At 65.7% G+C, this 19,647-nt stretch carries 24 protein-coding genes and 1 other annotated feature; of the genes, 19 read left to right on the forward strand and 5 right to left on the reverse strand.

Annotation, left to right across the window (positions count from 1 at the left end; translation table 11 throughout):
- The first annotated feature begins 18 nt into the window (after positions 1-18).
- Positions 19-627, forward strand: coding sequence for a hypothetical protein (locus tag ABI214_RS07945; protein WP_348608363.1), 609 nt, complete (start codon positions 19-21; stop codon positions 625-627).
- Positions 628-1,901: 1,274 nt separating this feature from the next.
- Here ABI214_RS07945 and ABI214_RS07950 read toward each other — a convergent pair.
- The gene (locus tag ABI214_RS07950) at positions 1,902-2,339 is read right to left on the reverse strand and encodes a hypothetical protein (RefSeq protein WP_348608366.1); all 438 of its coding nucleotides are present in this window, start codon (positions 2,337-2,339) and stop codon (positions 1,902-1,904) included.
- Positions 2,340-2,351: 12 nt separating this feature from the next.
- On the opposite strand from ABI214_RS07950, the gene ABI214_RS07955 reads away from it, so the two are divergent.
- Both ABI214_RS07955 and ABI214_RS07960 read left to right on the forward strand, forming a co-directional pair.
- Complete coding sequence (locus tag ABI214_RS07955; protein ID WP_348608369.1) at positions 2,352-2,786, forward strand: TetR/AcrR family transcriptional regulator; 435 nt, start codon at positions 2,352-2,354, stop codon at positions 2,784-2,786.
- Between the two features lie 134 nt (positions 2,787-2,920).
- On the forward strand, positions 2,921-3,583 hold the full coding sequence (locus ABI214_RS07960; RefSeq protein WP_348608372.1) for a DUF2306 domain-containing protein: 663 nt from the start codon (positions 2,921-2,923) through the stop codon (positions 3,581-3,583).
- Positions 3,584-3,941: 358 nt separating this feature from the next.
- Here the strand turns inward: ABI214_RS07960 and ABI214_RS07965 are convergent, their stop codons facing one another.
- Positions 3,942-4,202, reverse strand: coding sequence for a hypothetical protein (locus ABI214_RS07965; RefSeq protein ID WP_348608375.1), 261 nt, complete (start codon positions 4,200-4,202; stop codon positions 3,942-3,944).
- A 217-nt stretch (positions 4,203-4,419) separates the two neighbouring features.
- Positions 4,420-5,085 (reverse strand): TetR/AcrR family transcriptional regulator, encoded by a 666-nt coding sequence (locus ABI214_RS07970; RefSeq protein ID WP_348608378.1) that lies wholly within the window; start codon positions 5,083-5,085, stop codon positions 4,420-4,422.
- 150 nt (positions 5,086-5,235) lie between these two features.
- Between ABI214_RS07970 and ABI214_RS07975 the strand changes: the two genes are divergently transcribed.
- The 7 genes from ABI214_RS07975 (at position 5,236) to ABI214_RS08005 (ending at position 12,143) form a co-directional block, all read left to right on the forward strand.
- Positions 5,236-6,867: a bifunctional 3-(3-hydroxy-phenyl)propionate/3-hydroxycinnamic acid hydroxylase gene (locus tag ABI214_RS07975; protein ID WP_348608381.1), complete on the forward strand. Its 1,632-nt coding sequence runs from the start codon at positions 5,236-5,238 to the stop codon at positions 6,865-6,867.
- A gap of 14 nt (positions 6,868-6,881) precedes the next feature.
- Entirely contained in the window at positions 6,882-7,946 is a 1,065-nt protein-coding gene (locus tag ABI214_RS07980) for a maleylacetate reductase (protein WP_348608384.1), read from the forward strand.
- Between the two features lie 13 nt (positions 7,947-7,959).
- Positions 7,960-8,865 (forward strand): dioxygenase, encoded by a 906-nt coding sequence (locus tag ABI214_RS07985; protein WP_348608387.1) that lies wholly within the window; start codon positions 7,960-7,962, stop codon positions 8,863-8,865.
- A 46-nt stretch (positions 8,866-8,911) separates the two neighbouring features.
- The gene (locus ABI214_RS07990) at positions 8,912-10,090 is read left to right on the forward strand and encodes an NAD(P)-dependent malic enzyme (protein ID WP_348608390.1); all 1,179 of its coding nucleotides are present in this window, start codon (positions 8,912-8,914) and stop codon (positions 10,088-10,090) included.
- A 153-nt stretch (positions 10,091-10,243) separates the two neighbouring features.
- The gene (locus ABI214_RS07995) at positions 10,244-10,558 is read left to right on the forward strand and encodes a Dabb family protein (protein ID WP_348608393.1); all 315 of its coding nucleotides are present in this window, start codon (positions 10,244-10,246) and stop codon (positions 10,556-10,558) included.
- Positions 10,559-10,637: 79 nt separating this feature from the next.
- Positions 10,638-11,810 carry a hypothetical protein gene (locus ABI214_RS08000; RefSeq protein ID WP_348608396.1) on the forward strand — a complete coding sequence of 391 codons (1,173 nt, stop codon included), beginning with the start codon at positions 10,638-10,640 and terminating at the stop codon, positions 11,808-11,810.
- A 30-nt stretch (positions 11,811-11,840) separates the two neighbouring features.
- Positions 11,841-12,143, forward strand: a complete 303-nt coding sequence (locus ABI214_RS08005; protein ID WP_348608399.1) for a WhiB family transcriptional regulator — start codon at positions 11,841-11,843, stop codon at positions 12,141-12,143.
- A 167-nt stretch (positions 12,144-12,310) separates the two neighbouring features.
- Here ABI214_RS08005 and ABI214_RS08010 read toward each other — a convergent pair whose 3' ends face one another.
- Complete coding sequence (locus ABI214_RS08010; RefSeq protein ID WP_348608402.1) at positions 12,311-12,445, reverse strand: hypothetical protein; 135 nt, start codon at positions 12,443-12,445, stop codon at positions 12,311-12,313.
- A 156-nt stretch (positions 12,446-12,601) separates the two neighbouring features.
- Here ABI214_RS08010 and ABI214_RS08015 point away from each other — a divergent pair, with 156 nt between their 5' ends.
- The 5 genes from ABI214_RS08015 (at position 12,602) to ABI214_RS25450 (ending at position 15,144) form a co-directional block, all read left to right on the forward strand.
- Positions 12,602-13,381 (forward strand): hypothetical protein, encoded by a 780-nt coding sequence (locus ABI214_RS08015; RefSeq protein ID WP_348608405.1) that lies wholly within the window; start codon positions 12,602-12,604, stop codon positions 13,379-13,381.
- A gap of 178 nt (positions 13,382-13,559) precedes the next feature.
- The gene (locus ABI214_RS08020; protein WP_348608408.1) at positions 13,560-14,165 is read left to right on the forward strand and encodes a hypothetical protein; all 606 of its coding nucleotides are present in this window, start codon (positions 13,560-13,562) and stop codon (positions 14,163-14,165) included.
- A gap of 178 nt (positions 14,166-14,343) precedes the next feature.
- Positions 14,344-14,610, forward strand: coding sequence for a transposase (locus ABI214_RS25440; protein WP_408586129.1), 267 nt, complete (start codon positions 14,344-14,346; stop codon positions 14,608-14,610).
- Positions 14,571-14,699: a sequence feature (AL1L pseudoknot), on the forward strand. Its footprint overlaps the gene before it by 40 nt.
- Positions 14,607-14,810, forward strand: coding sequence for a hypothetical protein (locus ABI214_RS25445; protein ID WP_408586144.1), 204 nt, complete (start codon positions 14,607-14,609; stop codon positions 14,808-14,810). It overlaps the preceding feature by 93 nt. The genes ABI214_RS25440 and ABI214_RS25445 overlap by 4 nt, the downstream gene beginning before the upstream one ends.
- Positions 14,713-15,144 (forward strand): phosphatase PAP2 family protein, encoded by a 432-nt coding sequence (locus ABI214_RS25450; RefSeq protein WP_408585923.1) that lies wholly within the window; start codon positions 14,713-14,715, stop codon positions 15,142-15,144. The genes ABI214_RS25445 and ABI214_RS25450 overlap by 98 nt, the downstream gene beginning before the upstream one ends.
- On the opposite strand, the gene ABI214_RS08035 is transcribed toward ABI214_RS25450, so the two are convergent.
- On the reverse strand, positions 15,112-16,215 hold the full coding sequence (locus tag ABI214_RS08035; protein WP_348608411.1) for a diacylglycerol/lipid kinase family protein: 1,104 nt from the start codon (positions 16,213-16,215) through the stop codon (positions 15,112-15,114). The genes ABI214_RS25450 and ABI214_RS08035 overlap by 33 nt on opposite strands.
- 994 nt (positions 16,216-17,209) lie before the next feature.
- Here ABI214_RS08035 and ABI214_RS08040 point away from each other — a divergent pair.
- The 4 genes from ABI214_RS08040 to ABI214_RS08055 all read left to right on the forward strand — a co-directional run bounded on the left by ABI214_RS08040 (position 17,210) and on the right by ABI214_RS08055 (position 19,331).
- A complete protein-coding gene (locus ABI214_RS08040; protein ID WP_348608414.1) occupies positions 17,210-17,638 on the forward strand; it encodes an SRPBCC family protein in 429 nt (142 codons plus the stop codon).
- A gap of 130 nt (positions 17,639-17,768) precedes the next feature.
- Positions 17,769-17,924 carry a hypothetical protein gene (locus ABI214_RS08045; protein WP_348608417.1) on the forward strand — a complete coding sequence of 52 codons (156 nt, stop codon included), beginning with the start codon at positions 17,769-17,771 and terminating at the stop codon, positions 17,922-17,924.
- 301 nt (positions 17,925-18,225) lie between these two features.
- Positions 18,226-18,501, forward strand: coding sequence for a hypothetical protein (locus ABI214_RS08050; RefSeq protein ID WP_348608419.1), 276 nt, complete (start codon positions 18,226-18,228; stop codon positions 18,499-18,501).
- Positions 18,502-18,713: 212 nt separating this feature from the next.
- Complete coding sequence (locus ABI214_RS08055; protein ID WP_348608422.1) at positions 18,714-19,331, forward strand: PAS and ANTAR domain-containing protein; 618 nt, start codon at positions 18,714-18,716, stop codon at positions 19,329-19,331.
- The last annotated feature ends 316 nt before the right edge of the window (positions 19,332-19,647 follow it).

Consider the following 19,647-nt stretch of genomic DNA (forward strand, 5'->3'; position numbering starts at 1 on the left):
GGCTCATGGGGATCGTGAATGATCCGAGCTGTGGTGGACATACCCGAGCCAGCGCGAGACGCCCGCACACGTCCCGGCACCCCCCCCCCGCTGCCGGTCCGTGACGCCGGAACCGACCACCAGCTCCACGACTTCGCCCGCGAATGCGCCGCCCGCTACACCGCCGCGAAGGGCCGAGACACCGCCGCCGCCAACCCGATCGGAGCCGCGATCCGCGAGTACCGCGACAGCCTCGCCGCACTCGACACCGACCGCGTCCACAACGCCACCACCGCCGCATTCTGCGCCGACCTTGCCAACGACATCACCGGCAACCGGTCGGTGTGGCGCCTGAGCCGACTACTCCGACGCGCGGCTTCCGCCGACGTCGACCCGGTCAACATGCTCCGCTGGCACGGCCAACGGATCACCGACAACGACAACGACATCACCGCCCTCGACAGCCTCACCGGCCCCCGGCCGGCGAACGGCGAAGCCGCGGCCGACTCGCTCGCCATCGAACGACGCCGCGCCGAGTACGAGCGTGCCCGAAGTTCATCGGAACAGGCCGCCGAGTCGAACCGCCGGCGGATTGACCCGGTCACCAAGCCGGAGGAACCGAACCTCGGCCCGCGGCGACGCATCTAACTCCGACGGCCCCAATTTCGCACATCCATTTCACTATTCAGATAACATGCGCAAGCCGCCCGTACCGGGCGGCATAAACCAAGTGCCACGGGGCATTTCGAAGGGGAACGGTGCTTGACCACGAAACGGACCCGGCGGGCGACCGACGCGTTCCACGAGCGGACGTTATGCGGCGATACCGCATTTGACCCTCGAAGCGTCAGTGGCAGATCCGACATCCCGAAATGTCGCGAGTCGCGCCGTTGAGAAAAGGAACAGCATGAGATCTACCCGCACCCGCCTGATGCTCGCGGGGGCCGGGCTTGCTGCGGCAGCTGCCGCCGCCGCAACGGCTCTGGCGCCAACCGCCTCGTCTGACGTCATTGGCTATGACCCGTATGGCGCTGTGAGCCTCACAGTTATCGGTGACACCTTCCACGTCGGCGGAACGTACACCGCGACGGCCACACATAATTTCGTCTGTGGAATGGGGGTTCGGTTCTACGTCGTGACTAGGGGGCCGGGCAACTATGTTGAGGAACTGGGCACCGTCCCCAGTGCAGGTTGCACAGCCACCATTCAGTGGACCCCAACCCACGAGGGCACGGCCTACTTCCACGCAAACGGTCTGGGCGGTGACGCCGCCGCCGTCGTGACTGTGCTCAGCGCCGATCTCGGGCCGACCACAACCACAACCACGGCTCCGACCACAACCGAAGCTCCAACCACAACCGAAGCTCCAACCACAACCGTGGCTCCACCTACCACCACAGCCCCGACCACAACCGAAGTTCCAACCACGACCGTGGCTCCACCTACAACAACGACAGCGCCGAAGGTTCCAACCGGCTCCAGCTACGGTTCCAGCTAAGTTTGCCTGCCGTTCGGTGGGACCTGACGCGAAGCCACGGGCGGGCGGCGATGTCGGCCATGGACGGTTCAAAGCCCAGCTTCTTCACCACCAGCTAACCCTGCGCTTCATATTCGACTGTGTTTGGTGTGAAGCCACGCCAGGCTTCGGGCCAAACCTATTTGGTGTGACGCCGCCGCAGGGCTCGCCGCTTCCCGACCAGCTGCTGAAGTGAACACGGAGTCATTCAGAGCCCACTGAGCGCGTCGCGGCCAGCTGAGCCAGATCGGCGCCTCAGGAAGGTGTTGCATCGCCAACCTCCGCCGGCAACATGATTTGGCCAACGAACCGCTCCGAACAATTGCCAACTTCGATGACGACCATCCCGCTCTGTTCTCGTCACGATAGTTGTCGCACCGCAGGTCAGAGCCCCGGCAATTGCCAACTACGATGACGATTCACACCGGCCGCGGCTGTGAACCGTCACCACAGATGGCCATTGGTCAGGATAGTTGGCCACCCGCAGTCGCACGACCCACTCACGACCGCACCCGAGCCACAACCACACTGCGACGTGGTCGGTGACGCGCTGGTTGTGGGCGCTATCGAAGAACGCGGCGCCCTCGATGATCAGCCCGTCACGCAGCCGCATGAGTAGCTCGCGTCCGCGCTCAGCGTGCAGGAGACCGGAACGTTCAAGCCCCCACATGGCCTCGCTCGTCGAGGAGGAACCCAGATGGGTGTTGACTAACATTGATAGTGAGTGCACACTATCAACATGCCTGAACCGTCCCCCCCGAGGCGTCAACGCCAGTCTGCCGAGCAGCGACGAGAAGACATACTGGCGGCCGCGCTTCGCGAGTTCAGCCAGAAAGGCCTCCATGGGGGTTCGACAGTGACCATTGCGGCGGACGCCGGGGTTTCTCAGCCGAACATCTTCAGGCTGTTCGCGACGAAGAAGGAGTTGTTCATCGCGGTGCTCGAACTCGTCTCGGCGCGAATTGAACGCGAGATGCTGCGGCGCGGTGCCGGGGCAGCGGACCCACTCGCGGCAATGGAGGCCGCTTGGGCATCGCTGCTCGAGGATGGCGACTTCATGTCGATGTACCTCCAAGGATTTGCGGCGTGCCACGATGCCGACGTCCGGGCTGTCATGCAGCGAATGACCCGGCATATCTTCGAGCGGGTCGAGCGGATGCCGGGCCTTGGGGCCGCAGAGGCGCACCGCTTCTTCGCCGAAGGGCTCATCTTCATGGCCGGGGGCGTCATGAAGTTGGACGAGGAGGCGACGGACGCTGACTGGGGGCGTCGCTTCCTGCACTCCGGGTAAGTCCTTGAGGCACAAAGGTCCCTCTCTTCAAGCCTAAAGATAGTGATCACTCACTAGCATTGGAGACGCAGATGTCGACATCGACACCTTCCCAATCCATCCACCGTCGTTGGTGGTGGGCCGGATTCATCCTGATGACCCTGTCCGCAGTGGGGATCGCCTTGTTCTCGGTGATCGCCTATCTCTCCGGCGACCCGGCGCGGAGCCGGATTCCGATCGATCCCGAGATAGCGACGCACTACCTCTCCGTAGTGGCGCACGCGCTGCCGGCGAGCCTCGCCCTTCTGATCGGTCCCTTCCAGTTCGCGACACCTCTGCGCAACTCGTTCCCGCGGGTGCATCGCATCCTCGGCAGGGTCTACATGGTGAGCATCGTGTTCGCGACCATTGCCGCGGTATTCGCCACCGCCTTCACCCTCGACGGGGTGCCGGTGCAGGTCGGGTTCACGCTCCTCATCGCGGCATGGACATACACCCTCGTTCAGGGATATCGAACAATCCGCCGTGGCCAGGTGCAGCTGCACCGCATCTGGATGATCCGCAACTACTCACTCACGTTCGCGGCGGTGCTCCTCCGCGCGTTCCTCGGCCTCGGCCTCGCGCTGCAACGATCATTCCCGGGGCTCACGTTCGCCGAAATCTACTCATCGAGCGTGTGGGCGTCGGTCCTGATCTGCGTGATCGTCCCGGAGTACTTCATTCTCCAGAGATCGCCCGCTCCGCGGGCAGCACCTCGGGGACGGCGGGAGAACACCCGATCGACGAACGCGGCGGCGATACCGGTTCGATCCCGATGAGTGGCGCGCTGATTCAAGAAGCTGAGGCGTAGGTGCCCATTCTCAGGCGAGGGCGGCCGCCCTGTGATCACTTCGTCGTGATGCACCCGGCGTATTGGAGTTGGCAGTCGAAGCTGAGCATGGTTCGGACAACGAACGACCACGAACAATTGCCAACTTCGATGACGACGATCGCGCCCTGTCGTCGTCACCTTAGTTGTCACACCGCAGGTCAGAGCCCCGACGAATGCCAACTACGATGACGATTCACACCGGCGCGTGAACGGTCATCGTTGTTGGCCAGCCGGCGGATGGTGACAGGCCGCCGTCGCTCGTTGGCGCGGGTTGCGTTCCGAAGTGGGAACCTATCGGTCCGAGATCATTCCGTTCGTCGACTGAATCCGCCGCAACATACTCGCGAGCAGATCACGGCGTCAGCTGCGATTCCGGACTCGGTCCTCGAAATCGTGGAACGCCAGTGCTTCACAGCCTGGGCTACTTCGATGGTCGCGCGGGTGAGCTTGCGCAGCTCGGCGTTGTCTGAGCCGACCAGTTCGACCTCGATGTAGCGCTCCAGCCTGATCTTCGTGCTCGCGACAGGCGGCTCCGGGTCATCACCGTAAGTCTGGGCGGCATCCACCGGAGGTCGGAGTCCTTTCCACTTACAGGGCACTCACATTGGGCGCCTTCAGGAGGCTTACTCACAGCACATGTGGCTGGGCGCCAACACCGTCTGCCAGAGCGGGCGCTAACCAAGGCAACGGGAGTCCCACCGGATGGGCTATCGGGTTCGCACTGGTCAGCGCTTCCCAGTCAGTGGTCTGCTGGCGGGAAGTGCCGGGGGATCCCACGGAACGTTATTGAGGGGTCGACACTTCGGGGAGTGGAGGCAGTGGCCGGGAGGCGACGACTCGTGCCTCGTCGGGGACGACTCCGACCATGCACAACATCGCCTGGGCGAAGACTTCGTCGGTGCCGTCCTGCGTCGGCGCCGACACCACGTGATGCAGGGTCGAGAGCAGGGCGCCGAACACGCACGCCGTGGCAATCTCCACATCGGAAATCGTGAAGCGTCCACTGTCGACGCCCTTGCGCAGGTCACGCGCTGCCCGGGGGCCGAGAATGTCGATGAGCTTCGGATGAGCCACACCGAGTCGCACCACGAACCACCCCCACAAGGGATCGCTGATCGCGTGGCGCACGAGGTGACGCAGCGACGAAGAAAACACCTCCGCAGCGTCGGGCATGTCGACGGTCATCAAATCCATTCTGGCGCCCAGTGATTCGATCGATTCCTCGGCCACCGCCTCGACGATCTCGTCACGGGACTGGAAGTAGTTGTAGAACGTCCCGACACCCAGGTCTGCGGCTTCGGTGATGTCCGACAGGCCCACCGCGTCGACTCCGCGTTCGGCCACGAGAGCGCGTGCGGCGTCGATGAGCCGTGCCCGGGTCTTCTCGCGCCGACGCTGGTGGCGCGACGCCGGAGGGGGTGTCGCGGAGGATTTCGACGGTGCAGGCACATCGCAAACGCTACGCGATCGCCCCGCGAGCAGGGCGGGGATGGGTCACGGATGAGCGAAGACCCATAAATGAGTTCTTGCTCAATGTTGACGACTGTGTCACTCTTGTTTCATTCCTATGACCCAGCTCACTCTCGAAGAGGACGTGCAATGACGGACACCCAGACGGCTCGCACCGAGGCCGCCGCATACGACACCGATGTGGCAGTGGTGGGCTGTGGCCCCGTCGGGACGCTGCTGGCCGTGCTGCTCGGTCAGCGCGGTCACCGAGTCACGATCGTCGATAAGTGGCCCGCTCCGTACGCACAGCCCCGCGCGGTCACCTACGACCACGAGATCGCCCGCATTCTCGCGATTCTGGGCATCGATTCGGACAACGATCCGGCGGTCGAGTACCACGACGATCTCTACTACTGGCGTAACGCCGAAGGGGAAGACCTCCTCGAGGTCGACTGGAAATCCATCGCAGCATCGGGGTGGCGCACGCGGTACTGGTTCTCCCAGCCCGAACTCGAGAAGCGGCTTCGTGAGATCGCCGCGACCTTGCCGAGCGTGACGATGCTGCGCGGCTGGACGGCGACCGACCTCGAGCAGAACGACGACGCGGTCGTGCTGACCGGTCAGGTCACCTGCACGAACGGCGACTCGGCCACCGAGGTGATCCGGGCAAAGTACGTCGTCGGGGCGGACGGTGCCAACAGCTTCGTTCGTACGGCACTTGGCCTGGACTTCGCCGACCACGGATTCTTCTTCGACTGGCTTATCCTCGACATGATCATGCCGGACATCTCGGGTCTCGATCTCGGCCCGACGCACTGGCAGCTGTGCGACCCGGCCCGGCCGACGACGATCGTCCCGGGCGGACCCGGCCGCCGCCGCTGGGAGTACATGGTGCTGCCCGGGGAGGACCCAGTGGAACTGGCCTCCGAGCAATCCGCGTGGCATCTGCTCGAACCGTGGGGCGTCACCCCGGCCAACGCCGAACTCGAGCGTTCTGCGGTCTACCGATTCCAGGCACGGTGGGCGGAAAACTGGCGCAATGGCCGTGGACTGATCGCGGGCGATGCCGCACATCTGATGCCGCCGTTCGCCGGCGAGGGTATGTGCGCGGGCCTTCGGGACGCCTTGGCCCTGGCATGGCGCCTGGATCTCGTGCTGTCGGGCAGATCCAGCGACGACGTGCTCGATACCTATGGGACCGAACGCAAGGGGCACGTCCAGCACTACATCGACTTCTCGATTCGCCTGGGCAAGATCATCTGCATTTCCGACGCCGACGACGCGGCTGCCCGGGACCAGCAGATGATCGCCGAACTCGCCGCCTCCGACGGCACCCCGGTCGACACCGACATGGCCTCGCTCGGACCAGGCCTGTGGCATTCGGGTACCGCTCATGCCGGGGAACTGTCCGTTCAGGGCGTCGTGGAGGCGAATGGCCGACGGGGCCGATTCGACGACGTCGTGGGCCGAGGCTGGACCGTGATCGGCCGGGGTGCATCCACCGCGGACGTGCTCACCGACGAGCAGCGCCGCCTGTGGGACCGTCTGGACGGACGCTATGTCCGGATCGGGCCGGCGGGTGCCGACTGCGACGTGGTCGACGTGGACGGCACCTACGGGAGGTGGCTCGACGAGATCGGCGCCGACTTCATGATCCTGCGCCCCGACTTCTACGTCGCGGCCACCGCCCCCGACGCGGCGGCACTGCGGGACTCACTCGGCACGATTCTCGACGGGCTGCATTTGACCACCACCGATCGCGCACCGGTCACGACCCGATGAAGAGAGCTGTTCCCATGAACCTGAATTTCGATCACGTCACGCTCGGACAGCGGGTGCTGTTCGGATCTGGACGCGCTGCCGACAGCCTCGCCGACGAGGTCGCCCGGCTCGGGGCCCGACGGGTCATGGTCGTCGCGTCCCGATCCGAAGCCCGAGTCGCCCAGGCGGTCACGACACACATCGATGTGGCCGTGTTCCACGACGACGTCGCCCCGCACGTTCCGATCGCCAAGGCCGAGTCGGCACGTGCAGTTGCGGTGGACAAGGCTGTCGACCTGCTGGTGTGTGTCGGCGGCGGCTCGACCACCGGGCTGGCCAAGGCCGTCGCCCTGGCGACGGGACTGCCGATCGTCGCCGTGCCCACCACCTACGCGGGCTCCGAGGCCACCAACGTGTGGGGCCTGACCGAGGCAGCCCGTAAGACCACGGGCGTCGACGACCGGGTGCTGCCCGTCACGGTGATCTACGACGCGCACCTGACGCTATCGTTGCCGGTGGAACTGTCGGTCGCGTCCGGCCTCAACGGCATGGCCCACTGCATCGACTCGATGTGGGCGCCACGCACCGACCCGATCAACCGCGCCCTCGCCGCCGAGGGCATCCGGGCGCTCGCCGAGGGACTGCCCGCGATCAAGGGAGATCCGCAGGACGTGAGCGGACGCGAGCAGACCCTGTACGGCGCGTACCTGTCCGCGGTCGCGTTCGCGTCCGCGGGATCGGGTCTGCATCACAAGATCTGTCACGTCCTCGGCGGCGCCTACAACCTGCCCCACGCCCAAACCCACGCGACGGTCCTGCCATACGTCCTCGCCTTCAACGCCCCCGCCGCACACGAGGCGGAGCGGAGGATCGCCGCGGCGTTCGGGACGGGTACCGCGGTCGCGGGACTGAGCTCGCTGCGGGCGACGCTCGACGCCCCCCGAGCCCTGAAGGACTACGGGTTCGACGAGACGCAGATTCCCGAGGCCGTGGAGTTGATCCTGCCCGTCGTCCCCGATTCCAATCCCCGCCCGGTGACCGCCACCGATCTGGAAGCGCTCCTGCGCGCAGCCCATGCAGGCGAAACCCCCGTGCTGTGAAAGGAACACGAAAATGACCACTCACACCGAAGCGCCGATCAACCCACAGCAGCAGGCACTCGAGGACGAACTCGTCGCCACCGTCGTCGCATCGTTCGACGCCGCCCCCAACCCGCGACTGAAGGAAGTCATGCAGTCGCTGACCCGGCACCTGCACGCATTCATCCGCGACGTTCGGCTGACGGAAGCAGAATGGAACACGGCGATCGAATTCCTCACCGCCGTCGGGCACATCACCGACGACAAGCGCCAGGAATTCGTCCTACTCTCCGACGTCCTCGGCGCATCCATGCAAACCATCGCCGTCAACAACCAGGCACACAAGGGCGCCACCGACGCGACGGTCTTCGGTCCGTTCTTCGTCGAGGATGCCCCCGAGATCCCGCTCGGCGGTGACATCGCCGGTGGCGCCTCGGGGCAGCCGTGCTGGGTCGAAGGCACCGTCACCGACACCGACGGCAAACCGGTTCCCGGCGCCCGCATCGAGGTGTGGGAGTGCGACGAGGACGGATACTACGACGTGCAATACACCGACGAGCGGGTTGCCGGTCGCGCGCACCTGTTCACCAACGACCAAGGGCAGTACCGGTTCTGGGGCCTGACACCGGTGCCCTACCCCATCCCTCACGATGGGCCGGTCGGCAAGATGCTCGAGTCCGTGGGCCGTTCTCCGGTCCGTGCGGCGCACCTGCACTTCATGGTCACCGCCGACGGTCTACGTCCCCTGGTCACGCACATCTTTGTCGACGGCGATCCGCAGATCGACATCGGCGACAGCGTCTTCGGGGTCAAGGAGTCACTGATCAAGGAATTCGCGGTGCAGGCGCCGGGATCTCCCACCCCGGACGGCCGTAGCCTCGGCGACCGCACTTGGGCGCGAGCGCGTTTCGACATCGTCCTCGCCCCCGCAGGCGTCTGACAACGCGCACGTTGCCGCTCACCTTCCGAACAGATTAGGACATCACGTGAGGGTTTCGACCACGCCCTCGGCAGGAATCGACCTGACCGGCGAGGCGATCTTTCAGGCACACCTGGGAGGCAAGCTGGAGATCGGGTTGACCGCGCCACTCGAAGACAGGCGTGACCTGTCCATCGCCTACACCCCAGGAGTGGCCGAAGTCAGTCGCGCGATCCACCGCGACCCCGCCGTCGCCTACACCCACACGTGGGCCTCGCGGCTGGTCGCCGTGGTCAGCGACGGGACCGCGGTGCTCGGGTTGGGCAACATCGGCGCGGGCGCGTCGCTGCCGGTGATGGAAGGTAAATCGGCACTGTTCAAGAGATTCGCCGGGCTGAACTCCATTCCGCTGGTCCTCGAAACCACCGACGTCGACGAGATCGTCGAGACTATCGTGCGGCTGCGGTCGAGCTTCGGGGCCGTCAACTTGGAGGACATCGCGGCCCCGCGATGCTTCGAGATCGAAACCCGCCTCATCGAAGCACTGAATATGCCGGTCACGCACGACGACCAGCACGGCACCGCCGTCGTGGTCCTGGCCGCCCTGACCAACGCCGCCACCGTGATCGGCCGTGAGCTCGCCGCGCTGCGTGTCGTCATTTCAGGAGCCGGAGCCGCGGGGATCGCCGTCACCGACATCCTGCTCGCCGCCGGCGTGCCGGATGTGACACTGGTGGATTCGCGCGGCATCATCCACCCGGATCGAGGGGATCTCACCGGCATCAAGGCCACGTACGCGGCCCGGACCAATCCCCGCGGGGTCACCGGCGGCTACGAGAACGCATTGGACGGTGCGAATGTCTTCATCGGTGTGTCCTCGGGCACCGTTCCGGAGGAGGCGTTGGCACGAATGTCCAAGGACGCCGTCGTCTTCGCGCTGTCCAACCCGGATCCCGAAGTCCACCCCGACGTCGCCCGCAGGTTCGCCGCCGTCGTCGCCACCGGCCGCAGCGACTTCCCGAACCAGATCAACAACGTCCTGGCCTTTCCCGGTATCTTCCGAGGCGCACTCGATGCCCGCGCAACGAAAATCACTCCGGCCATGAAGATCGCCGCAGCTCATGCGATCGCGACGATCGCCGCCGAAGATCTCACCTGCGAGCACATCGTCCCGAGCCCCCTGGACGAGCGAGTCGCGCCGGCCGTCGCCGCAGCAGTCATGCAGGCCAGTTCCCCCGGCCGCTGAGCGAACCGGCACTCCGGTGGCAGCCACCGGAGTGCCGGGACACCGCCGGTGGCGGCCGCTCGGCATCGCGCGGTGCTCACCGATCCCCGCCGTCCACCACAGCTTCCCCACCGATGGTTCGCCGCCGGTGCAGCCAAGAAGGAGTCCCACCCAGTGTCCATCGGTCATGTCATCACCTTCACCTTCCTGCCCGGCACATCCCCGGAAACGATCACGCGGCTGACCGACGCGCTCGACACACTCGCAGCCTCGTCCGAGGGAATCGAAAGCTACCGACACGGCCGCGACCTCGAATTCCGTCACGGCAACGCCGACTATGCCATCGCCGCGGTGTTTCGCGATCGCGCCGCCCTCACCGCGTACCTGGCGGCGCCGCAGCACCTGCGCCTCGTGACCGACCTGGTCGAACCCCACGTCACAGCGAAAAGCTCCGTGCAATTCGAGTGCGCCGGCCCGGCCCAGCGCTGACGTCACAGCGCCCTGGCCGCCTTCGACGTCCACCGTTGCGGCGGCCCCGGCGGCCGCACCCGCGCAGAAAGGCTCCACCATGAATATCGACGACACCCTCATCGGGACTGCCCCCGAAACCAGTTCGAATCCCACACCCATCGACGGAAAGGACACCCGCCGATTCCTCGGCAGGGCCTGCGGCACGCTCGCGGTCACGACAGTGGTCTTCGTCCTGACCATGCTGCTTCCCGGCCCCCTCCGGTCGCTGCAGACCATCGGAACCCTCAGCACGTTCGGACTGGGACCCTTGCTGGTTCTCTCGGTGTGGTGGCCACGATGGACCCGGTGGGGCTCGCGCACGGTGCCCCCGATCGTTGCGGCGTTCGGCACCACCCTGGCCCTGATCGTCCTGGCCGTCGCCTTTGCCGGGTTGGCGCTGGCCGTGGTCGGGCGGTTCGACGTTGCCGGCCTGTTCTCCGCTGCCGCCGCCCAAAGCGAGGGTGTTCTCACACCTTTCCCCTTCGTCACCACGCTCGGGGTGCTGACCTTCGTGTCGATGCTCCACGTCACGTTCGTCCTGGAGAAATGGCCGTTCGACACCGCCCAGCCGATCCGGGACGGACTCCTCGCATTCGCCTTCTGCTCGGTCCTGGCCGTCGCCACCTACTTCGTCGTCGCGAACTGGGACGGCATCGATCCATCCGTCCTGCAGGTGCTGGGCGTGCTCAATCCCGGTGGCCCGGTCGACGCCCTGGAACTGGTCGGATGGCTCGCCTGGATCGCCTGCCTCGACGTCGTGGTCATGGTGTTGCTGCGCGGTTGGCCCTTCGACGGGATCCGTTCTCGCCGGGTGCGGATCGCGGTGACCGGCACGACCATCCCGATGGTAGGAACAGCGCTGTACGTCGTCGCCAGGCGAGAGTTCGACGTGTCCTCGACCGCAATCGCGGCCGCAGCGGCCATGGCGATCACGGCGGTGTTCGTCATGACCATCGCCTTCGACGGGCGTCTGTTGCGGGGTATCCGTTCGGCCGCGACGGAACGGACACTGTCACTTGCGGTGATGTGCGTCCTGGCCGCCGTGTTGTATGCCGTGTTGATCGGGATCGCCGGACGATTCGAGTCGTGGACCGAGGTGCCGCCGCAACTGTGGGTTGCGGTGTCCGGCTTGAACATTCTGGCACCCACCTTGATCCTGCACGACTCCGTCTGGAACAGATGGCCTTTCCGCCCTCTCCTCGCCGACAGCGCCGATCTGCACACGACCTGACAGCGGCGGTGCTTGAAGAAGAGACCGATCATGGATCACCTACGTCGAGGGCGGCGCGACTCCGGAAACCCGCAGGCGGGTGGCCTGGGGTGGCGGTTGCACGCCCGATGCCGACACACCGTCGAGCATCTCTTCTTCCCTCCGGACAACGAGCGTCACGGGGCCCAGGTACGGAGAGAGGCTGCCGCCAAGGAGATCTGTGCAGACTGTCCCGTCATCATCGACTGCAGACACGACGCGTCGACCCAACCCGAGCTGGTCGGGGTCTGGGGAGCGCTGACCGAACGCGACCGCAGCTCCCGACGCCTACGTGCAACCGCCGCTGCGTCATGAACTCTTCCGGCGCGGCTGCGTGCGTCGCCTGGACTCGTACACACCCGCTAGTCGGACCGCCTCCACTCCACCGGTCGCCATCCTGGCCGGAGGACGACCCAGCGTTGACCTCCCGATTCACCCCGGTGCTCGTTTCACCCATCACATCGACGGCCAACGTCGGGACATCATGAGACCCCGAGGGCCTGCGGCGGTGCGAACGCCGACTGCAGAGTGGCTATCACCCGATCGATCCAGTCCGACTCCACCGTGCCGCTGCGAGCCCGTTCGGCGACGTCGACGAGGCGCCTTTCAGCGCTCATGGCTCCTACGCCGAGACCGTTTGCGGCGGTGAGCATTTGGTGCGACGCGAGGGCGTTGGTCGATCTCGATCCCGACATCCCTCCTGCCGACCCGCGGCCGCGGGTCGTGGCGGGCGCTGCTGGGTCGCAGGTCCCGACGGTGTTCACCGGGTCGAGGTGCGCCCCGACGGCGGCGCCGACGTGACCTGTCTCGACGGCCAGCCGGCCGTGCAGATCGCGCTCTGCGACGGGGTCCTGCTCGCGATCGGGAACACCGAGCACCGAATGCGACGCGACCCCAGGTCCGGCCACCTCGCGCCACTCGACATCCTGGACCGCCCCGCGCGGATCCTCGTCCCCGGCCGCGACCCAGCGCCGGTCGATCTACCGACAGGAACGGTCGACGCCGTCACGGCCACCGACGGCGGATTCGTTCTCCTGCTGACCGTCTCGCTCAGCGCTCCGGAACCGCGCGGCCGACAGCTCGTGTCGATCGCAACCGACGGGGCTGTGCGGCTCGGGCCCATCCTCGAGCTGTATTCGAATCTGTCGTCAGCGAGTCTGTCGCCGAACCCGTTGCGGCTGTACACACAGAAGACGGTCTACCGAGTCCTCGACGATCTGACCGTCGAGCCGATCCGTCCCGTGTCACATCACGGGCTTCGCCTGGGACTGATCGGCGACCGGCCGTGGACCGTCACGTACCGGCCGCGCGGCATCGGCCGCAGAGGGTGGTGGCCTGGCACCGGCCCGGACGACCTGCCACCCCGCGAGGCCGGTCAGTGGCTGTTCGTGCTGCTCGACAAGGACTCGGACAGGCCGACGACAGTCGTGCCCCTGTCCACTCCCCTGACCACGGCCGGCCGCCACCACCGACGGCACGGTCTGACTGGCCGACAGCGCCGTAACCGCGCTCCGCCCGGACGGGAGCGTCGACGACCTCGACCTCGCGTTTGACGACCGATCCCCCGGCCACAGGCTCACTGGTCTCTAAGGTGAGCACATGGCCGGAAACGAGCAGCGCTGGCATTGGGCGCCCTAGGAACTGACACTCTCCGCCGGTCCGGAAGCTGGTCGCTGGATCGCGGAGGCGCTGCGCCGAGATGCAGCGGAGGTCGGTGCCCTCGTTCCGCCGGTGTTCGACGCGTACGCCCGTGTCTTCCACCCCGTCTACCTTGGCGGCGGCGACGAGTGGACTCGAATCAACTGGCGCACGGTCGCCGAGCAACACGGCACGATCGCTCACGCTGCGATGAGCTGGCAGACCATCACCGGGACCCATCGTCCCGGCTACGACCCGGAAGAAGGCTCCCTGCCTCAACCGGAGGCCCGCGTCCTCGCATCGATCCTCCGCAACCACACCACCACACCGGATGTGTGTTGGTTCGCGATCTGGGACGGATACGGAGACGAAGGCAGGCCCCCGCCCGGTATCGAACTCCTCGATGCCTACCGGAACATGGTCGTCCTCCACGGGCCGATCGACGCCGCCGAGGCTCGTTTCGGCACGACCCCGCACCACCGGGGCGGCGGCTACAGCGCCAACCTGTGGTGGCCTGACGATCACACCTGGTGCGTGGCAACAGATATCGACCTCAAATCGACCTACGTCGGCGGCAGCGCCGCCTGCATCGACGCCATCCTCACCGACCCACGTCTCGAAGCCTTCCCTATCCCCGACACCCACTTCTTCGGCTGGACAGCCGACACCATCAACCCCCACCCGCCGTACGGGACGTGACAGCCACCGAACCCGCCCGTAGCGCCACCGGCTCGGTGGGCGCGGCAGGTGTGTGAACAATTGCCAACTATCTTGACCACCCTCGAAGGGGTCTCTCGCCACCGCGGTTGTCAATCCCCAGGTCAGACGCCCGTGAAATGACAACTAGATTGGCCATTCACACCGGCCGCCGCTGTGAATCGCCGAGGTCCGCGGCGAGTACTCGTCGGAATGGGCAGCGATCGTGTCGGTCGCCGCCAAGTTGGGCATCGGTTCGGCACAGACCCTGCTGAACTGGGTTCGTCGCGATCAGGTCGACGCAGGGAAGCGCCCCGGGGTGACCAGCGACATGGCCGAGGAACTCCGCAAGCTCCGAGCTGAGAATCGAGAACTCAAGCGCGCCAACGATATACTGAAGTCGGCATCGACTTTCTTCGCGGCGGAGCTCGACCGCCGCACTCGGTGATCGTCGGCTACATCGACGACCACAAGCAGGAGTACGGCGTCGAGCCGATCTGGCGCGTGCTGACCGCACACGGCTGCAAGATCGCGCCGTCCACCTACTACGATGTCTGCGCCCGCCGGCGGCAGCCGTGCAAGCGGCAGCTGGGATTCGGGAGAAACTGCGCGATCAGCGCACCGAGCGCAGCGTCCGGAGCGACCTGATCCGGGTCGGCTCGAAGCCCGTCTTGTTCCCATGCCGGAGTCCGCGTCCTTCCCATCCGGTCACGCCGCCTCGGCTTTTGCGTTCGTCTATACGGTGGGCCGACACTACCCGGTGTTTGCAGTGCCGATCCGGTTGCTCGCCAGTGGGGTGGCCTATTCGAGAGTGCACACCGTTGTGCACTACCCCGGTGACGTGGTGCTCGGCTCCGTCCTCGGAGCCGGAACGTCGGCCATGGTGGCGGGCGCACGCGACCGTAGGAATCGGCCGCCAGGGCGGGAGGAAGGCGTCGTATCCGGCCGACTACTCGGGCTCCTCCTGGCGGACGACCGGTGAAGCGCTCCTCGGTGACCTTGGAGGTCGGAGGCGAGCGGAGGGCGAGGCGCCAGGATGCCGGGACGAGATGCGCACGCGAAGGACTACCGGGCGAATGGCGAACCTGAGCGGTGGACTCAGCACCACTGATTCACCGTCGATACCCGCGTGCACGGGCGCGGGGGCGAAGACCTCGAAGTCCGTTGCGCTCCAGGCGCGCCCTGGAGGATGCCGCCCACTGTCCGGTGCGTCGAGAATGACGATGCCCAGAAGGCCCTCACCGAGCGAGCGGCGAGTGCCGAGGACAGGAGGGTCCAACGCGTACGGGTTGTTCGACACCAGCACGACGGCGAGCTGAGCGTGCTGGCGCCCTACGTCGTCGACGAGGCGCAGCGCCGGAGTCCTTGCACCGGGGCCGACCACCCGCTCGGCAGTCTCCACGAGGGTGCGCATTTTGGCGTCGCGATAGGCCGGATGGCGGACCGCCTCACCGTAGATCCCGAGAGAGACGTTGTTCACAAACGCGCGGCCGTTCACTTCTGCCAGGTCGATCCGCCGCTCTACCCCGTCGGTGAACGCGTCGAGCGCGCCCGCCACGTCCTGCCGGTCCACTCCGAGGTCGAACGCGAAGTGGTTTCGTGTCCCGGCCGGGACGCAGATGAACGGCACCCCCTGCGCGGCTGCGGCGGCTGCCACGACCGCCAGGGACCCGTCACCACCAGCCATCCCCAGCGCATCCGCGCCCTGCTTCACCGCCTCGTCGACGCACTCCATGAGGCTCTGGCCCGGATCGAGGACGACCACCTTGATCCCGCGATCCCGTGCCCGTTCAGCAACCCTTGCCCGGCCCGCCGCACCATCTCCCGATCTTGGGTTGACAAACAACACCGGCCGTAGCGGCGGGTCGGCTGCACTCCAGCCATAGCGGGTCAATCTCTGCTGGGACGGACCACTACCCGGCCGGGGAACCGGGGGCATGATCATGACGCCGTTCCCCGAGAGCCACCAGCTACCGATGCCAGCCCCATGTCGCCCTCGTGGAGCCCGCCGCCGGTCGGATCGCGCGAAGGACCGTTGACCGCTCGTCGGCATCGGACTGGCACGTCGAGCCCCCTTGGCGGTTTGCTGACCGTGACCTACCTATCTACCTACCTTACGTCTCGATTCCACGGTGATCGATGCCGCCGAAAACCAGACTGCAGGGACGCGGTCGGGGCCGACCTCTGCCAGCAGTCCGGCGGTGCGAACGGCCGCGTACGCGTCCCATTGGATGTGTCTCGAAACCAGTTCACGTCGAAGACGTTTTGGGACACCCGAGCTCGTGAGCGCATTACTGGGCTCCATTGGGGGTTCGTACGCTGACGAGGGCGTCGTTCCCACATGGAGCCGTTCAGGGCGACTGAGCGCATGAAGGGCCAGCTGGGCCAGATCGGTGCACCAGGAAAGTTGCATGGCCAATCTTCTCCGGCACTCGGGCGACATGATTTGGCCAACGAACGGCTGCGAACAATTGCCAACTTCGATGACGACGATCGCGCGCTGCCGTCGTCACGCTAGTTGTCACACCGCAGGTCAGAGCGCCGGGAAATGCCAACTACGGTGACGATTCACAGCCGCCGCCGCGGCCCGCAGCGGCATCTCCGCGCCGACGCCTCCGCTACGAGCCGCCGCCGACCCACGAGCGCAGCGCGCGGCGTCGCGGCCGCACTCGCACTAGGTCGGTTTCGTGCGGTCGAGATCATCGGTAACGCGCGAACACGATCGACCAGACTCACAGGCGGGATCAGACTGGTGCCTTCGGTCCGGTCCTGCCTGCATCAGATCGGATCGAACCCCGGAGCCGACGCATCGTGCTTGAGGACCCGGACCCCGATCCCCTCACGGTCCACGCCCGTGAACCCGGCATCGGACAGCGCCGCGAACGCGTCCCCAGATCCACACGCGTCAGGTCGAGCCCCGGCGGCACATTCACCGTCTTCCGGTGATGCGAGACCCCCGTCCACACGATCACCACCGTCTCCAACGTCGTCGTGCTCCCTCCCCACCGCCCGGTTTCGGAGGCCGAAGACTCGGGTAGCCGCCCACCATGAGCAGCATCACCGAGGTCGTCGATGTGAACGTCCCGGTCTACATCGCCTACGGCCGGTGGGCACAGTTCGAGACGTACCCGCAGTTCCTGTCCGGAGTCCGCGAAGTTCGACGACTCGACGACAGTCACCTGCACTTCGTGGTCCACCTCGCCGGCGTGACCCGCGAATTCGACGCCAACATCATCGACCTACACCCGTACCAACGACTCGGCTGGCACTCCGACAGCGGCCCCGAGAACGCCGGTGTCATCACCTTCCGCCCGATCGACAACACTCACACTCGTGTGACCGCCCACATCGATATCGACCCCACAGGATTCGTCGAAAACCTCGCCGACAAACTCGGCTATCTCAACCACCTCGTTCACAGCAACATGGCGCAGTTCAAACAGTTCATCGAAGAAAGCACCCAGACCCGCCGTTGACGACCGCACGCACAAGTACCAGGAACTTTTCTCGCGACCAGACGGTTTTCCAGGTACACAGTCATCTCTTGACATGGGCCGATCAGGTGGTGTGTCCTAGCACCGGATCTGTCCAAGCACGGAGCGAGCAATGACGATCTTGGGTGCAGCGCTGACGCTGGTCGGTTTCTCGAACCACATGGACGCCCTGGAGTTGTTCGGCGTCGCGCTCCTCACCATGGGCTTGACCGTCATACTGCTCGGCATCCTCGATGTCGGGGTTCGTGGCCGCCGCCACTGGTTCTGACCTGTCAGACTTCCAGCAGGTCGCACACCCAACGGTCCAGCACCACAGCTGTTCCCCCATCGCGGCTGCGCATGATGGCGGCGGCGCCGCAGGCTCCCACCCGACCGGGGCAGGTAAGGGATGACAGGTGACAGCGGCACCGCAGCAGCCGACGACCTTGCCGCCTGTGACAACTGCCACTACCATGGCAGCAGGTTGAAACAGTCAGCCGATGCTGGAGCACTTGCTCGTATCGGCGCTGTCGCGGATTCCACACCTCGATCACCGATACGAGTTCCTCGAATATCGGGAGTGACGCGACATGCACCACGCGAATCGAACCCCAGGGCTTCCATCGACAAATCCGATCACCAACGTCGTGTCCGAGGCCAGAAACGACACCACCGCTGCGCACAACGACAACCACGACGGCGCCGCACAGTCGAAAGGAAAACACGGATACCCCCTCATGGTCGCTTCCGGATCCAGCGCAGCCGCAACACTGTTTCCCGTCCTACTGGAAGCATCCGTAATCGTCACTGCAACAGCCGCTTTGGCTATCTTTATTGCAGTGATCGTGGCCGCCCTGGCCATCTGACTGGAAGGGCCGCGGACGCGGGTGTCGCCCGCCACCTCACTACCGAGCCCGACCGCAACCAGATGACCAGCCCCCACGCGAACCGACCGGCCTCACGGCAGATCGTCGGGTCAGTGGGCTACTTCCTGATGATCAGCGAGGCGTGAACGTCGTTGTGAATGGTGCGAGAATTGCCACGTGGCCAGGAACAGCGACGAGCCAGTGCAGTCGTGATGACCGAACGGCTCGAACGGGTTGGGAGCTTCTGCTACTACCTCGACGGCGATCGGTGGGAGTGGTCGGACGCGGTCGCCCGCATGCACGGCTACGAACCCGGCCAGATCGTCCCCACCACCGCTCAAGTGCTCGCGCACAAGCATCCCGACGACCGCGAAAGCTCGGCGGACCTGATGCGGCGGGTCCTGCAGGACGGCGAACCATTCAGCAGCAGGCATCGAATCATCGACACCACAGGCAAAATTCACTACCTCGTCGCCGTCGGTCAACGCACCACGGCCGACGGGCGCGTCGTCGGGATGTCCGGCTTCTACATCGACGTCACCGACTCCATCCGCAGCGACGTCGACCGCACCATCACCGAGAACATCTCCGCATTCATCGAGTCCCGCACCGTCATCGAACAGGCAAAAGGCGCGCTGATGGTGATCTACGGAATCTCCGCCGACCACGCCTTCGACGTCCTCACCTGGAAGTCTCAACAATCCAACGTCAAACTCCGTGTCGTAGCCGAAGAACTGGTCGCAGCACTCCCCACCGCCCTCGACATCCCCTTCGACGTGCGCGGAACCTTCGATCGCATCCTCCTCGCCTCCGGCCGGCAACCGACCTGAAGCAACAGGCAACCAAGAAAGTACGCAGCCCCGAAATCGCGAACCTTCGGCCCCGACCTGCAGCCTGCACCTCCCGCCCTCGCGCCGCCGACCGGCCACTCTGAACCGGCGGCCACAGTCACCGATCCACAAACCATCTATCCCACCCAACGCAAAACAGCCAATGTCCTCTCACACCCAAGCCATGAGTGCGAGAGCCAAGCCGCACCGCGTGAAAACGATCGACCACACTCACAAGCGGAACCGGCCCGCTGGTGACGGGCCGGTCCCCCGCATCAGACCGGATCGAACCTCGGAACCGCCGGGGCGAGTTGCC

The sequence above is a fragment of the Prescottella soli genome (genome assembly GCF_040024445.1).
Classification (GTDB): domain Bacteria; phylum Actinomycetota; class Actinomycetes; order Mycobacteriales; family Mycobacteriaceae; genus Prescottella; species Prescottella soli.

Bases quoted from the DNA above. Each gene is read 5' to 3' on its own strand.
- ABI214_RS07945 (WP_348608363.1), top strand. From the start codon at position 19: ATGATCCGAGCTGTGGTGGACATACCCGAGCCAGCGCGAGACGCCCGC.
- ABI214_RS07950 (WP_348608366.1), bottom strand. From the start codon at position 2,339: ATGGAGGCCTTTCTGGCTGAACTCGCGAAGCGCGGCCGCCAGTATGTC.
- ABI214_RS07960 (WP_348608372.1), top strand. From the start codon at position 2,921: ATGACCCTGTCCGCAGTGGGGATCGCCTTGTTCTCGGTGATCGCCTAT.
- ABI214_RS07975 (WP_348608381.1), top strand. From the start codon at position 5,236: ATGACGGACACCCAGACGGCTCGCACCGAGGCCGCCGCATACGACACC.
- ABI214_RS07980 (WP_348608384.1), top strand. From the start codon at position 6,882: ATGAACCTGAATTTCGATCACGTCACGCTCGGACAGCGGGTGCTGTTC.
- ABI214_RS07985 (WP_348608387.1), top strand. From the start codon at position 7,960: ATGACCACTCACACCGAAGCGCCGATCAACCCACAGCAGCAGGCACTC.
- ABI214_RS08000 (WP_348608396.1), top strand. From the start codon at position 10,638: ATGAATATCGACGACACCCTCATCGGGACTGCCCCCGAAACCAGTTCG.
- ABI214_RS08005 (WP_348608399.1), top strand. From the start codon at position 11,841: ATGGATCACCTACGTCGAGGGCGGCGCGACTCCGGAAACCCGCAGGCG.
- ABI214_RS08010 (WP_348608402.1), bottom strand. From the start codon at position 12,445: ATGAGCGCTGAAAGGCGCCTCGTCGACGTCGCCGAACGGGCTCGCAGC.
- ABI214_RS25450 (WP_408585923.1), top strand. From the start codon at position 14,713: ATGTCTGCGCCCGCCGGCGGCAGCCGTGCAAGCGGCAGCTGGGATTCG.
- ABI214_RS08035 (WP_348608411.1), bottom strand. From the start codon at position 16,215: ATGCCGACGAGCGGTCAACGGTCCTTCGCGCGATCCGACCGGCGGCGG.
- ABI214_RS08040 (WP_348608414.1), top strand. From the start codon at position 17,210: ATGAGCAGCATCACCGAGGTCGTCGATGTGAACGTCCCGGTCTACATC.
- ABI214_RS08045 (WP_348608417.1), top strand. From the start codon at position 17,769: ATGACGATCTTGGGTGCAGCGCTGACGCTGGTCGGTTTCTCGAACCAC.
- ABI214_RS08050 (WP_348608419.1), top strand. From the start codon at position 18,226: ATGCACCACGCGAATCGAACCCCAGGGCTTCCATCGACAAATCCGATC.
- ABI214_RS08055 (WP_348608422.1), top strand. From the start codon at position 18,714: ATGACCGAACGGCTCGAACGGGTTGGGAGCTTCTGCTACTACCTCGAC.